This window comes from Nonomuraea sp. NPDC050680 (assembly GCF_040654555.1).
Classification (GTDB): Bacteria; Actinomycetota; Actinomycetes; order Streptosporangiales; family Streptosporangiaceae; genus Nonomuraea.
Window position 1 is genome coordinate 195,698 of the sequence record NZ_JBFAIF010000001.1, and the last position, 13,244, is coordinate 208,941.

Sequence of the window (13,244 nt, forward strand, 5' to 3'; positions counted from 1 at the left end):
CTTCGCGCCTGGCCTCCTTCGCGCCTGGCCTCCTTCGCGCCTGGCCTCCTTCGCGCCTGGCCTCCTTCGCGCCTGGCCTCCTTCGCGCCTGGCCTCCTTCGCGCCTGGCCTCTTTCGAGCCACTCGACCGTCGGCTCACCCGAGGCCAGAGCTCGGATCGAGGCCGGTCAGGCCGACGCTGGCGGTCCACACGCGCGCCGCGAGATCGGTGTCGGCCAGGTGACCTCGCAGGGGTTCGAGGGTGGGCACGCCGCGGATCCCGAACACCCGGGGCCCCCACAGCTGGCCGCCGCGGACGGACGGGTCGAGCACGGCCCGGACAGCGGACCAGGCGGCCGCCTCCTTGCCCTGGAGGAGGAGGCCGGCGGGCAGACCGCGCAGCCGTTCGCCGGTGGTCCTTGAGTGGACCGGCGGGCGTGATGGGGTGAGGGAGTCGAGTGCGCCGCCGGGGTGGGTGAGCACGCTCAGCATGGTGCTGCCGGCGGCACGCAGGCGGCGGTCGAGTTCGAGACCGAAGAGCATCTGCGCGAGTTTCGATCGCGCGTACGTTCGCTTCGGCCGGTAATCGCGCGTGCTCTGGAGATCGTCGAGATCCAGACTTTCGGACTTGGCCGTGAAGCTGCCGGTGGTGACCACCCGGCTCGCGGACGCGGCCGTCAGCAGGGGTGCCAGCCACCAGGTCAGCGCGAAGTGCCCCAGGTGATTGGTGGCGAACATCAGCTCGTTGCCGTCCTTGGTCTCGCGCCGTGGCGGCTGGTCGAGCAGCACTCCGGCGTTGCAGACCACCGCGTCCAGGCTCTCCAGTCTCAGCGCGTCCACGGAGGCTTTGAGCGAGGAGAGATCGGCGAGGTCCAGGCGGATGTGACGGACACGCGCACCGGGGACTCGGGCGCGGATCGAGACCTGAGCCGCTTCGGCCTTGGCGGCGTCCCGGCTGCCGAGGATGACGGTGGCACCGGTGCCGGCGAGTTGCTCCGCGACGAAGTATCCGATGCCCGCGTTGCCGCCGGTGACCAGGAAGTTCTTACCCTCGGCGGGCGGCAGGCGTCGCACGTCCCAGGGGGCTGGGCTGTGGAGGGAGGTCATGTCCGGCTCCTTGATGGTGAGAGGGCGTGGTGACGTTGAGAGGGCGTCGTGTCGGCACCAAGAGCACACGCCAGACACATACTGACTATGAAACTATAATCACTATAGTTTCAGATGCATTCTAGACTTGGGATACGATGGGAGGCATGGCGACGACGATGGGGCGCCGCGAGCGCAAGAAGGCACAGACCCGCCGGGCGTTGTCGGACGCGGCGTTGCGGCTGTTCTCCGAGCACGGCTACGACGGCGTCACCGTCGCTCAGATCGCCGACGAGGCGGACGTCTCCATCGCCACCCTGTTCGCGCACGTGCCGGACGGCAAGGAGGCGCTGATCTTCGACGACGGTGCCGACCGACAGGTGTGGTTGGTCACCGCGATCCGCGACCGCCCCTCGGGCCAGTCAGTGCTGGAAGCCCTGCGCCGTTGCTTGGCCGGCCGGGGACCCTTCACCGAAGATCTCCCGCCCGACCTTCGGCGCAAACGCGACCTGATCGTGGGCACGCCCGCCCTGCGGGAGTACTCACGCAAGCTCTGGATAGCGGGCGAGGGCGCCCTGGCCGAAGCCATCGCCGCGGAGAGCGGCCGCGATCCCGTCGACATGACCGTCCGCGCTCTCGCCCGCTACGTCCTGGAGATCCCCGAACTGGCAGGCACGGAAGCAGATTCTTTGGCCGCGATGAACGCCATCTTCGACCTCCTCGAATCCGGCTGGCCCGAACCACCCATGGACGCCTGACCGGCCCCTACCCGGCCGACCCTCACCCGGCCGCGTCCTACCCGGACCGCTCGACCTGGACCGCTCGACCTGGACCGCTCAACCCAGCCCGCTCGCTCTGCCGCTCAACCTGGACCGCTCAACCTGGGCCGTTGGAACCAACGTCGAGGCTTACGCCCAGGCACGCCTAGCTGGCGGACTCGCGGTCGTCCTGGCAGACCGAGCAGCTCGTCAGGCCTGCCGACTCGGCCTGCGAGATCGTCATGGTCTCCACACCCGTGTCACCCGCGCCCCGGACGAGGGGGCAGGCGGTGCTGTGGTAGCGGCGGGTGCCGACGATGACCTTCACCGTGGCCGACCGCCCGCTCTTTCTCGCGCCTTCGCTGTCGGGCTTGCCGCCTTTGGCGCTCGCCTCTTTGGCGGGGTCGGCGTCTCCCCCGCCAGGGGACTCCTTAGCGGACACGGCACTGCCCGACTTGGCGGACGCGGCACTGTCCGGCTTAGCGGACGCGGCACTGTCCGGCTTAGCGGACGCGGCACTGTCCGGCTTAGCGGACGCGGCACTGTCCGGCTTAGCGGACGCGCCGCTATCCGACTTGGGCGGCGTGGGCCTGGATGCGGGCTCGGACGCCTTGGCCGCTGCCTTGGCACTCTCGGCCGCCTTGGCGCTCTCCGCGGGCCTGCTCGCCGCAGGCGTCGTACCGGTAGCCAGCCTCCCAGCGGCCGGGCGCGACCCGCTCGTGGACCCGGCGCCCTCTGCCTTGGACGTCGACCCGGAAGCTGCTCCGGACTGCACCGGCATGATCACGGTCCCGCCCACCGACTCGGACCGCTCTCCCTTGACACCGGACGCCTCTCCCTTGGCTCCGGACGCCTCCCCTTCGGGTCCGGGGCGCTCGGGCTTGGCCACCTGCGATGCCGACCCGGGCCTGCCAGGCTTGGTGTCGGATTCCTGCGCGCCACCGCCGGACCCACTGACCCCACCAGGGCCAGCGGACCCGCTGGCGCCACCAGATCCAGCGGACCTGCTAGCCCCGCCAGACCCGCGGCCAGACTCGGGCCGCCCCGGCGTACCAGCCGCGGCCGGCCCCGTAGGCAGGGGGCCCTTGGGCTTGGCCGCGGACTCGGCCGACGAGGCGGGACGCTCGGGCGCCACGGCCGGACGCTCAGACCGGTCCGACGACGGGCTCCAGTCGGTCTTGCCGGGTGCGGGACGCTGCGGCGCGGGATCTCCCGCCTGTACGGCACGCTGAGGCGCCGTCGCGGGCCCAGAGTCGTCGAGGTCCGGCACGGCACCATGGTCCTGAGCATCACGCTTTCCGGGCGTCTGCGGCCTTCCGGGCGTCTCCGACCTTCCGGGCGTCTCCGGCTGGCGGCTTCCAGGCTTGCCGGTTTCGGTACGGCCGCCGGACGGGCCGGACGCCGGCTGACCGGACCCAGGCTTGCCGGACGACGACTGACCGGATCCAGGCCTGCCGGACGACGACTGACCGGATCCAGGCCTGCCGGACGCTGGCTGACCGCTCCCAGGCCTGCCGGACGACGGCTGACCGGACGACGGCATGGTGGTGATGTACGGGGCCAGCCTCGGGCCGGCGGAAGGGTCGGACGACGGGGGTTCCGTGCGGTCCTTGGCGGGCCCTGAAGCGGACGGCTTGGTCGAAGCGCTGGACGACGCTGCGGGCTCCGCCGAGGGGCGGGCGAACCAGCCGGTCGGCTCGGCCGGAGCGTCGGCCGGGTCCGGGGCGGGGGTGGAGGCCTTCGAGTCGGGTTTCGGCTTCGCCGGGCCGGTGGACACCGGGGGGCGCAGGTCACGTGTGGCGCCGGGCGCCTCGGCCCGCAGGTCCGCGGGGACCTTGGGAGTCTGCGCAGGCTCGGGGCCACGCTTGGGAGCCGATGAAGGGCCGGAACCAGGCTTGGGAGCCGCTGAAGGCGCGGAGCCAGGCTTGGAGCCGCCGACCGGCGCGGGGCCCATAGCGGACACGGAGCCGGTAACGGGGCCGGAAGCGGACGCGGCGCCGGTAGGAGAGCCGGGGCCGGAAGCGGCGCCGGACAAGGGGGTGACGACGGGCTCGGTGCCGCCGGGCTTGGAGGTGGCAGCGGGCTCGGGGCCGGCGGCAGGCGGCAGCTGCCGTCCGCCGAGCGCTGCGTCCGGCAGGCACGCCGTACAGGGCGTGAAGCCCTCCTCGCGCGCCTCCTCGTACGTGAGCTCCTCTTGATCCCGTCCGATCAGCTGGCGGCAACCCGGGACGTGATAGCGCTTGCGTCCGGGGATCACCAGGACGAGCGCGTCCGGGGAGATCCCGCGCACCGCGGGACGGCGTTGCGCCGGCGCGGTGGCCGTCTGCTGGAGCGTCGGTGGACGCGGCGACGGCGGCGCTCCCATCGGGGTCCCCAGGGGACCCTGCTGGGTCAGGCCATGCGGCAGGCCGGCTGGCGCGTGCCCCACCGGCGGGGTGGCCGGCGCAGCGGCCCGCCCACCACCGGGAAACAGCTCGTGACGCCGTAGCAGCGCCCCGATCACCAGGAACAGCGCGGACAGCACGCTGACCACGATGGACCACATGATCAGGAACGGCTTTGCCAGAACGAAGCCCGCGATCAGCAAGACAACCGCCGCGAGCACCAAACCAGCACTGATGAGGATCACAAAGGGCTCTTTCGAGTGACGGGTCCTTGATGACCCGTTACTTTACCGGCGGTCGTTGTGCGGACCGTCACCGCCGGGGAAAGCGCCCTGCGGGGATTCACCGCCGAACGGGTTGGGACCACCGGGGAGAGGCTGCTGACCACCCTGAGGCACCGCGTGCGACATGGCCGGAGCCGCCGCCGAGGGGCCACCGCCGGTCATGACCGGGAAGCCACCACTGCCTTCCGCGGAGACGTTCAGCTCGGCGAGCTGGTTCTCCAGGTAGAGCTTGAGGCGGCTGCGGTATTCGCGTTCGAAGCTGCGCAGCTCCTCGACCTTGCGCTCCAGCTCGTCACGGGTCTGGACGAGGGAACCCATGGCCTGGCGGTGACGCTCCTGCGCGTCGCGCTCGAGCGTCTCGGCGCGGGCACGGGCGTCGCCGATGACCTGCTCGGCCTGGCGGCGAGCCTTGGTGAGGATCTCGTCGGCCTCGCGGCGGGCGCGGGTGACCGTCTCGTCCGCCTCGCGGCGGGCGTCGGAGATCGCCTGGTCGGCGGTCTGCTGGGCCAGCGCGAGCACGCGGGCCGCGGTGTCCATGTTGTCCTCGGCCGGCGGCATGTTCATGACGGGGACCGGCTGAGGCTGCTGCTGCGGCTCGGGAGCCTTCATCGGCTCCGGCTGCGGCGGCATCATCATCTCGGGCTTCGGCTGCTCCTGCACCGGAGCGGAGGCCATGGGCATGCTCATGCCCCCGGGCACCTTACCGCGCAGGCACTCGGCCAGCTTGGCGCGGAGCTCCTCGTTCTCTTGGATCAGGCGGTCGAGCTCAGCCTCGACTTCGTCGAGGAAGGCGTCGACCTCTTCCTCGTCGTAGCCCGGCCGTAGCCGAGTGGTACTGAACTGCTTGTTCCGCACATCAGCGGGCGTCAGCGGCATCTTTTGGTCTCCTTGGCGCGCTTGGAGTCTGTCCGGAGGGACGGTTAACCCGAATCACTTCAGCGCGGACACGAGTTGGATCACGACCGGTGCCTCACGGCCCCTGTCAGCGCGTGCCCAGCAATCCGGCGATCTGGATCAAGAGCAGGACGATGATGAAGAGGACTGTGAAGCTTAGGTCAAAGGCCACCGTACCCAACCGGAGCGGGGGAATGAAACGGCGGAGGAACTTGAGAGGTGGGTCGGTTGCGGTGTAGGTGGCCTCGGCAAGGACGAGCACGACGCCCGAAGGACGCCACTGACGGGCGAACGCCTGGACCGTCTCAAAGATCATCCTGCCGATGAGCAGCACCAAATACAGAGACAGGACTACGACCAAGATCTGGCTTACGATCCCCACGGTCTGGCCGCGCCTCCACTTCCGATGTGCCCGCCGAGCCTCGGTGAGGCCTGGTTGGGTGCGATAGACATACAGAGACTCTAACTCTGGTTGAAGAACCCGCGTTCCGCGATTCGAGCCTTGTCCTCGGCGGTCACCTCGACATTGGCTGGGGACAACAGGAACACCTTGTTGGTAACACGTTCAATGCTGCCATGTAGGCCAAAGACCAGACCTGCCGCGAAATCGACCAGGCGTTTTGCGTCGCTGTCAACCATCTCGGTCAGGTTCATGATGACCGGGGTGCCGTCGCGGAAGTGCTCGCCGATCGTCCGGGCCTCGTTGTAGGTCCGGGGGTGGAGGGTGGTGATGCGCGCCAGATCGGTCGTACGGCGCTCCAGGACGGTCGTGGATGGCCTCGGCGCGGGGACCCCGGAGTCTGCCTCGTCGTCGCGTTCCTGGACCGCTACGGCCCGCTCCTCGCCGGTCCGCGGGGGCTCGTCCTCGTAGGCGTACTCGTCCGGGTAGGTCTCATACCTCTCGTAGCGGTCGTCCTCCACGAGACCGAGGTAGACCGCCATCTTGCGCATCGCGCCGGCCATCGCTACGTCGTCCTCCTGCTCATGGTCGCACTCGCTCGGGCCTGTCGCCGGGTCCGAGGCGGCAGCCGTACCCCCTTGGAGCTCACCGCTGATCGACCTCTACTTGTGGTGGTGAGCCCGTAAGACCCACTTGACGGGACATTACCTGACGAAGGGCTTGCGACGACCGAGCAACGCCGTACCGACCCGAACGTGTGTCGCGCCGTGCGCGACGGCCGCGCCGAGGTCATCGCTCATGCCCGCCGACAGCATCGTGGCACGCGGATGGCGCTCTCGTACGGCGGCGGCCAACTCTCGCAGCCGGGCGAACGCCTTGCCCGGATCCTCCCCCAGCGGCGCCACGGCCATCACCCCGCCCAGCCACAGGTGCGCGGCCGCGGCGATCAGGCCGGCGATCTCAGGTACGTCGGCGGGCCTGGCGCCGCCCCTGGCCGGGTCGTCGTCGAGCGCCACCTGCACGAGGCAGCCGACCTGGCGCCCCTGCTTCTCGGCCTCCCGGCTGATCACCTCGACCAGCCTGGGCCGGTCGACGGAGTGGATCACGTCGGCGTAGGAGACCACTGAACGGACCTTGTTGGTCTGCAGCTGGCCGACGAAGTGCCAGGTCAGGGGGAGCTCCCGGCATTCGCGCGCCTTGACGGCGGCTTCCTGGTCGCGGTTCTCGCCGACCTCGCGGACGCCGAGCTCGCACAGCAGGCGGACGTCGGAGGCGGGGTAGGTCTTGGTCACGGCGATCAGGGTCACCTCACTCCGATCGCGCCCGGCCGCCCGGCACGCCTCGGAGATCCGCCCCTCCACCTCCGCCAGCCCCGCCGCGATCTCATCGCGCCGCGTCCGGTCGGCCACGTTCCGCCGCGCCGGGTCACTCTCCTCGCGCCGCGCCCGGTCGGTTTCATCTCGCCGTGCCCGGTCGCCCTCGTCTCGCCGTATCCCGTCGCCCTCGTCGCGCCACGTCCGGTCGGACTCGTCCGTACTCACGCTCACGTCCACCTCTTCGCTCCGCTCGGGTATCTCTATGCCGCAGGGCGCGCCTCCCATGTGGTGCGGCACTGTTTTTCTGGTACGGCAAGCCCGGTGGGCCCCACCCGCCGCACGGGGCCGGGGCCTCCAGGAAGACGGCCGCTGACCCCGCACGGGGCCGGCCGCCGTGACGAGGCACGTGAGTCCGGTCACCCCGGCACTACGCGGCTCCGACCACTTCGGCCACCTGAGTCCGACCACCCTGGCTCAACACGAGTCCGACCACCCGGCAACGCGGCCCCGACCATCCCCGCTACGTGAGTCCGATCACCCCCGATACGTGGCTCCAACGGCCCCGGCCAGGTGAGTCAGATCACCCGGCTGGAAGAACCGGCCCCGAACGCGGCTGCGCCGCTCCATTCCCCCGGTGAAGGACCGTCGAGGCCCGGTGAGGAAGGAGCGGCGGAGAGTCGGGCTACTTGAGGAAGTCGGGGACGTCGAGTTCCTCCTCCTGCTCCTCGAAAACCACCGGACGGCGTTTGGCGGGCTCCGACATGCGGGAGGTGATGGGCGTGGGCGGATTGGCGGGCTCGGGCGTGGGCCGCGGGATCGAGACGGGGCCGGAGGGCTCGTCGGCGATCGGCTCGTGGGCCGCCGGCTCGGGCGCGCTCTCCACCGGACGCACCGGCTCGGGCCGATGGTCGGAGCGGAAGTCGGAGCGCTGGTCCGGGCGCGGCGGTTCGGGACGGAGGTCGGCGCGCGGCTCGGGCAGGGGCTCGGAGCGAGGCTCGGGCCTGAAGTCGGAGCGCGGCTCAGGGCGAGGCTCCGGCCTGAAGTCGGAGCGCGGCTCGGGACGCAGCTCGGGCCGGGGCTCGGGACGCTGGTCGAAACGCTGCGGCGCGGGCTCGGCCTTCACGCTGGGTGCCGAGACGCTCGGGCGTACCGGCGACGACACGGGCGGAGCCGTGGACGCGGCGGCGGGGCGGCTCTGCGGGCGCGGGAGCGGCTTCTCCACCGGCGGCGGCACGTCGTCGAACCCGGCGGCGATCACGGTGACGCGGACCTCGTCACCGAGCGCGTCGTCGATGACCGTACCGAAGATGATGTTGGCGTCGAGCGCGGCCGCCATCGACACGAGCTGGGCGGCCTCGTTGATCTCGAACAGGCCGAGGTCGGAGCCGCCGGCGATCGACAGCAGCACGCCGTGGGCGCCGTCGATGCTGGCCTCCAGCAGCGGACTGGAGACCGCCATCTCGGCCGCGGCGACCGAGCGGTCATCACCGCGTGCGTGGCCGATGCCCATCAGCGCCGAACCGGCGCCGGACATGACCGACTTGACGTCGGCGAAGTCGAGGTTGATCAGGCCAGGCGTGGTGATCAGATCGGTGATGCCCTGCACACCGGACAGCAGCACCTGGTCGGCCGCCTTGAACGCGTCGAGCACGCTCACCTGCCGGTCGGAGATCGACAGCAGCCGGTCATTGGGGATCACGATCAGCGTGTCGACCTCGTCGCGCAGGGTCTCGATGCCGGCCTCGGCCTGCGAGGCCCTGCGGCGGCCCTCGAAGCTGAACGGCCGGGTCACGACACCGATCGTGAGCGCGCCGAGCGATCGGGCGATGTTCGCCACGACGGGCGCGCCGCCGGTGCCGGTGCCGCCTCCCTCGCCCGCGGTCACGAAGACCATGTCGGCCCCCTTGAGGACCTCCTCGATCTCCTCGCGATGGTCTTCGGCCGCCTTGCGCCCCACATCGGGGTTGGCGCCGGCGCCCAGCCCGCGGGTGAGCTCGCGGCCCACGTCGAGTTTGACATCGGCGTCACTCATCAGCAGCGCCTGGGCGTCGGTGTTTATCGCGATGAACTCGACGCCTTTGAGTCCCTCCTCGATCATCCGGTTGACGGCGTTCACTCCGCCGCCGCCAATGCCGACGACCTTGATGACCGCGAGGTAGTTCTGCGGTGCTGCCACGACGAGGGGCCTTTCCGCTCGTTGACTTGCCATTTCGGTGCGGATCGTCTCCGCGTTCTCTGCTTCGTTAACTCTCAACCTCAAGTTGAGATTCAGATTTATGTCAACCTGAGGATTGATACGGACAGTAGGAGTTACGCTCCGGGCGGGTCAACTAACCGCGCCGCAAGCACGTCCGGCGTGTCGCGGGCTGTCCGTTTCGCTCCGTCGTCCCGCCAGGTCGGAACCCTCCTCTGCCACGCGCCGTGTTACAGGCTCTCACGCCGGAACCCCCATCCCGGACAGACTCGGCCATCGCGTGGCGGCATGATCGGCGCGCTCTGACAGGTGCGCCGCCCTTTATGCGACGCATGTCCTATAGGACGCGCCGACCCCGCCCCCGGATCACGCGTGACGACGGCTCAGATGGCGGCCCGGTGGAGCCCAGGCGCTTGACCGTCACCAGGTGGACGGGGCCCGGTGCCTGAGCGCCACCACACCGCCGGGATCCGGCACCTGAGCATCACCACATCGGCAGGGTCCAGGACCTGAACGTCACCACGTCAGTGTGGTCAGGCTCACTTGAGCGTCACCACGTCAGTGTGGTCACTTGAGCGTCACCACGTCGGGTGAGCTCACGTCGTAGACCTCGGCCTTGCGGCGCAGGAGAATCCGCAGGATGCGAGCCTTGTCCGCGCCCCGGTCGGCCCCGCCCCACACCACGCTGCGGCCGTCGGAGAGCTCCAGCGACACGCCCTCGGGCGAGGAGGCCCGGACCCCCCGCACCTTCGCCGCGAGATCGCCGGGCAGCGACTGGATCACCCGCAGCGCGGCCATGGTCGTGGGGTCGCCGGCGGCCGGGCGGTCCACCTTGAGCGTCGGCAGGCCGGGCGGGACCATGTCCTGGATCTCGATGACGACACCCCCCTTGTCGATCAGCGCCGCCTTGCCCCCGGCCGTGATCGCGGCGACCGGCTCGCGCTCGACCACCTCGATCTTCAGCGTGCCGGGCCAGACCCGGTCGACCTTGGCCGAGGCGAGTTGCCTGATCTGCATCACCCGGGCCTCTACGCCGGCCAGATCGACGGTGGCCAGCGGATGCAGTTCGGGCACCCCGGCCTGTTGCTCGATGCGCTCAGCAGGCACTGTGACATTTCCCACGATGTCGATCGAACGTACGCCGAGCACGGGCGAGAAGAAGATCAGCCAGACGGCGCAGCCCACCACTCCGGCGGTCAGCAGCACCAGAAAAGCGTTGCGCGCCTTCATCGCCCTCCCAGGGTCGCCCGCCTTGCGCAACCGGCACGCCGTGCGCCACCGAACCTACGCCGCGTAAGAGTCACCGCCTACACCACGGCACGCCGTGCGCCACCGAACCTACGCCGCGTAAGAGTCACCGCCTACACCACGGCACGCCGTGCGCCACCGAACCTACGCCGCGCCCAGCCACCGCCCACGGCGCCACGCCAGAGCCCCCCGCCAGACGTTGCGGCCCCCCGGGTCACCCGGCGGAGAGCTGCTCAAGGATCTGCGGTCCGAGCTCCGTCACGTCGCCCGCGCCCATCGTCAGCACGATGTCGCCGCCACGGGCCCGAGCCGCCACCAGGGCCGGCACCGAGGCCCGGTCCGGCGCGTAGACCACCTGCTCGGCGGGCAAGCGCACGCGGCCCGCCACCATGGCCCCCGAGACGCCGGGCTCGGGATCCTCCCGGGCGCCGTAGACGTCGAGCACGATCGCCTCGTCGGCCAGCCCGAGCGCCGTCCCGAACTCCTCGGCGAAGAACCTGGTGCGCGAGTAGAGGTGCGGCTGGAAGACCGCGATGACCCGCCCGTCGCCCGAGTAGGAGGCCACCACGTCACGCGCGGCCCTCAGGTCGGCGGCCAGCTCGGTCGGATGGTGGGCGTAGCTGTCGAACACCGCGACCCCACCCGCCTCGCCCTTGGCCTCGAAGCGCCGCTTGGCCCCGGTGAAGGTCGCCAGCCCGTCTCTGATCTCCTCGAACGGCAGCCCCAGCGCCACGGCCACGGCGACCACGGCGGTGGCGTTGAGCGCGTTGTGCGCCCCGGGGACGGCCAGCCGGACCTCGCCCATGCCCTCGGCGGTGCCCCCAATGGTGAACGTGGTGCCGAAGCCGTCGGGCCGGACGTCGCACACCCGGTAGTCGCCCGTCTCGCCGTACGTGACGACCTTGAGGCCGCGCGCCCGCGCCACCTCGGCCAGCTCCGCCGCCCCGGGGTCGTCGGCGCAGGCGATCAGCAGCGACCCGATGCGCTCGGCGAAGCGGGCGAAGCTGTCGTGCACGGCCCGCGGATCGCCGTAGTTGTCGAGATGGTCGGCCTCGACGTTCGTCACCACGGCGATGTCGGGGGCCAGCATGAGGAAGGACCCGTCGCTCTCGTCGGCCTCGGCGACGAACACCTCCCCCGACCCCTCGTCGGCCCCCAGCCCGGTGGTGACGAGCTGGCCGCCCACGCAGTAGGACGGGTCGGCCCCGCACTTCTGCAGCGCGACGGTCATCATCGAGGCGGTGGTGGTCTTGCCGTGGGTGCCCGCGACGGCGACGCCGTTGCGCCCGGCCATCACGGAGGCCAGCGCGGCGGCCCGCGGGATGACCCGCAGCCCCTGCTTGAGCGCCTCGCCCAGCTCGGGGTTGGAGTCGCGGATCGCGGTGGACACCACCACGGTGTCGACGTCCCTGACGTGGGAGGCGGCGTGCCCGATGTGCACGATCGCGCCGAGCTCGCGCAGCTCGTTGACCTGATCGGTGCTGCGGGCGTCGCTGCCGGACACCCGCACCCCGCGCTTGAGCAGGATGCGCGCGATCCCGGACATCCCCGCGCCGCCGATGCCGATGAAGTGCACGCGCCCCAGCTCTTCTGCGGCGACGGGATCGACCAGCTTGACGAGACTCATCGGGCTATCTCCAACACTTTCCTGGCCAGAATGATATCGGCGTCCTTCCGTCCCAGTCTGGAGGCGGCCTCCGACAGGGCCACGACCCGCTCGGGACTGTGGAGCACGGGAAGGACGTTACGGATGATCCAATCAGATGACAGGTCGGCGTCGCCGACCACGAACCCGCCACCGCCCGCCGCGATGCGCTCGGCGTTGATCCGCTGCTCGCCGTTGCCGTGCGGCAGCGGCACGTAGGCGGCGGGCAGCCCGACCGCGGTGAGCTCGGCGCAGGTCAGCGCGCCGCTGCGGCACAGCGCGAAGTCGGCGGCGGCGTACGCGAGATCCATGCGGTCGAGGTAGGGCAGCAGGACGTATTGGGGGTCGCCGGGCGGTGGCTCGTGCTCGACGGTGTTCTTGGGTCCGAGCACGTGCAGCACCTGCACGCCCGCCGAGCGCAGGACAGGCGCGGCGGCCAGCGCGGCCTCGTTGAGCGACCTGGCCCCCTGGGAGCCGCCGAACACCAGCAGCGTGGGCCGGTCGGTCTGCAGCCCGAACCAGGAGCGGGCCTTGTCGCCCATTGACAGCCGGTCCAGCGAGACGATCTCCCGGCGCAGCGGGGTGCCGATGTATTCGGCCTTGCCCAGCACGTGGTCGGGGAAGCCGGTGAAGACGTGGTCGGTGAGCCGGGCGCCCAGCCGGTTGGCCAGGCCGGGCCGGGGGTTGGCCTCATGCACCACGATCGGCACGCCGCGCCGCTTGGCCGCCAGGTAGGCCGGGGTCGCGACGTAGCCGCCGAAGCCCACCAGGACGTCTGCTTGGACCCGGTCGAGTATCGCCGCCACCGCGTTGACCGCCCCGGCCAGCCGTCCGGGCACGGTCAGCAGCCGGGGCGTGATCGCCCTCGGCAGCGGCACCGCCGGCACCAGCTCGAGCTCGTATCCCCTGGCCGGGACCAGGCGGGTTTCGAGGCCGCGTTCGGTGCCCACACAGGTTATGCCGATGCGCTGGTCATAATGGCGCAGCGCGTCCGCAAGGGCGAGAGCCGGCTCGATGTGCCCGGCCGTCCCGCCACCGGCGAGGACCACCCTCATC

The 13,244-nt window shown here is 70.8% G+C and carries 11 protein-coding genes; 1 reads left to right on the forward strand and 10 read right to left on the reverse strand.

Annotated features, from left to right (window positions below; translation table 11 throughout):
* Nucleotides 1–135: 135 nt before the first annotated feature.
* Complete coding sequence (locus tag AB0H88_RS00965; RefSeq protein ID WP_357639564.1) at nucleotides 136–1,086, reverse strand: SDR family NAD(P)-dependent oxidoreductase; 951 nt, start codon at nucleotides 1,084–1,086, stop codon at nucleotides 136–138.
* A 146-nt stretch (nucleotides 1,087–1,232) separates the two neighbouring features.
* On the opposite strand from AB0H88_RS00965, the gene AB0H88_RS00970 reads away from it, so the two are divergent.
* Nucleotides 1,233–1,823: a TetR family transcriptional regulator gene (locus AB0H88_RS00970; protein ID WP_357639567.1), complete on the forward strand. Its 591-nt coding sequence runs from the start codon at nucleotides 1,233–1,235 to the stop codon at nucleotides 1,821–1,823.
* 166 nt (nucleotides 1,824–1,989) lie between these two features.
* Here the strand turns inward: AB0H88_RS00970 and AB0H88_RS00975 are convergent, their stop codons facing one another.
* From AB0H88_RS00975 to murG, 9 genes are all read right to left on the reverse strand, one after another.
* The gene (locus AB0H88_RS00975) at nucleotides 1,990–4,452 is read right to left on the reverse strand and encodes a hypothetical protein (RefSeq protein ID WP_357639568.1); all 2,463 of its coding nucleotides are present in this window, start codon (nucleotides 4,450–4,452) and stop codon (nucleotides 1,990–1,992) included.
* Between the two features lie 42 nt (nucleotides 4,453–4,494).
* Complete coding sequence (locus AB0H88_RS00980) at nucleotides 4,495–5,367, reverse strand: DivIVA domain-containing protein (RefSeq protein WP_357639571.1); 873 nt, start codon at nucleotides 5,365–5,367, stop codon at nucleotides 4,495–4,497.
* 106 nt (nucleotides 5,368–5,473) lie between these two features.
* Nucleotides 5,474–5,767, reverse strand: coding sequence for a YggT family protein (locus tag AB0H88_RS00985; protein WP_357639574.1), 294 nt, complete (start codon nucleotides 5,765–5,767; stop codon nucleotides 5,474–5,476).
* 80 nt (nucleotides 5,768–5,847) lie between these two features.
* Nucleotides 5,848–6,348 carry a cell division protein SepF gene (gene sepF / locus AB0H88_RS00990; RefSeq protein ID WP_225291780.1) on the reverse strand — a complete coding sequence of 167 codons (501 nt, stop codon included), beginning with the start codon at nucleotides 6,346–6,348 and terminating at the stop codon, nucleotides 5,848–5,850.
* A 141-nt stretch (nucleotides 6,349–6,489) separates the two neighbouring features.
* Nucleotides 6,490–7,194, reverse strand: coding sequence for a YggS family pyridoxal phosphate-dependent enzyme (locus tag AB0H88_RS00995; protein ID WP_357641963.1), 705 nt, complete (start codon nucleotides 7,192–7,194; stop codon nucleotides 6,490–6,492).
* 589 nt (nucleotides 7,195–7,783) lie between these two features.
* The gene (gene ftsZ / locus AB0H88_RS01000; protein ID WP_357639577.1) at nucleotides 7,784–9,277 is read right to left on the reverse strand and encodes a cell division protein FtsZ; all 1,494 of its coding nucleotides are present in this window, start codon (nucleotides 9,275–9,277) and stop codon (nucleotides 7,784–7,786) included.
* A 585-nt stretch (nucleotides 9,278–9,862) separates the two neighbouring features.
* A complete protein-coding gene (locus AB0H88_RS01005; protein WP_357639580.1) occupies nucleotides 9,863–10,525 on the reverse strand; it encodes an FtsQ-type POTRA domain-containing protein in 663 nt (220 codons plus the stop codon).
* 232 nt (nucleotides 10,526–10,757) lie between these two features.
* Nucleotides 10,758–12,170 carry a UDP-N-acetylmuramate--L-alanine ligase gene (gene murC / locus AB0H88_RS01010; RefSeq protein ID WP_357639582.1) on the reverse strand — a complete coding sequence of 471 codons (1,413 nt, stop codon included), beginning with the start codon at nucleotides 12,168–12,170 and terminating at the stop codon, nucleotides 10,758–10,760.
* Nucleotides 12,167–13,243, reverse strand: coding sequence for an undecaprenyldiphospho-muramoylpentapeptide beta-N-acetylglucosaminyltransferase (murG, locus tag AB0H88_RS01015; protein ID WP_357639585.1), 1,077 nt, complete (start codon nucleotides 13,241–13,243; stop codon nucleotides 12,167–12,169). Before murG ends, murC begins: the two co-directional genes overlap by 4 nt.
* Between the last annotated feature and the right edge of the window lies 1 nt (nucleotide 13,244).

Coding starts and splice junctions, on each gene's coding strand:
- AB0H88_RS00980 (WP_357639571.1), bottom strand. CDS start 5,367: ATGCCGCTGACGCCCGCTGATGTGCGGAACAAGCAGTTCAGTACCACT.
- AB0H88_RS01005 (WP_357639580.1), bottom strand. CDS start 10,525: ATGAAGGCGCGCAACGCTTTTCTGGTGCTGCTGACCGCCGGAGTGGTG.
- murG (WP_357639585.1), bottom strand. CDS start 13,243: ATGAGGGTGGTCCTCGCCGGTGGCGGGACGGCCGGGCACATCGAGCCG.
- AB0H88_RS00965 (WP_357639564.1), bottom strand. CDS start 1,086: ATGACCTCCCTCCACAGCCCAGCCCCCTGGGACGTGCGACGCCTGCCG.
- murC (WP_357639582.1), bottom strand. CDS start 12,170: ATGAGTCTCGTCAAGCTGGTCGATCCCGTCGCCGCAGAAGAGCTGGGG.
- sepF (WP_225291780.1), bottom strand. CDS start 6,348: ATGGCCGGCGCGATGCGCAAGATGGCGGTCTACCTCGGTCTCGTGGAG.
- AB0H88_RS00970 (WP_357639567.1), top strand. CDS start 1,233: ATGGCGACGACGATGGGGCGCCGCGAGCGCAAGAAGGCACAGACCCGC.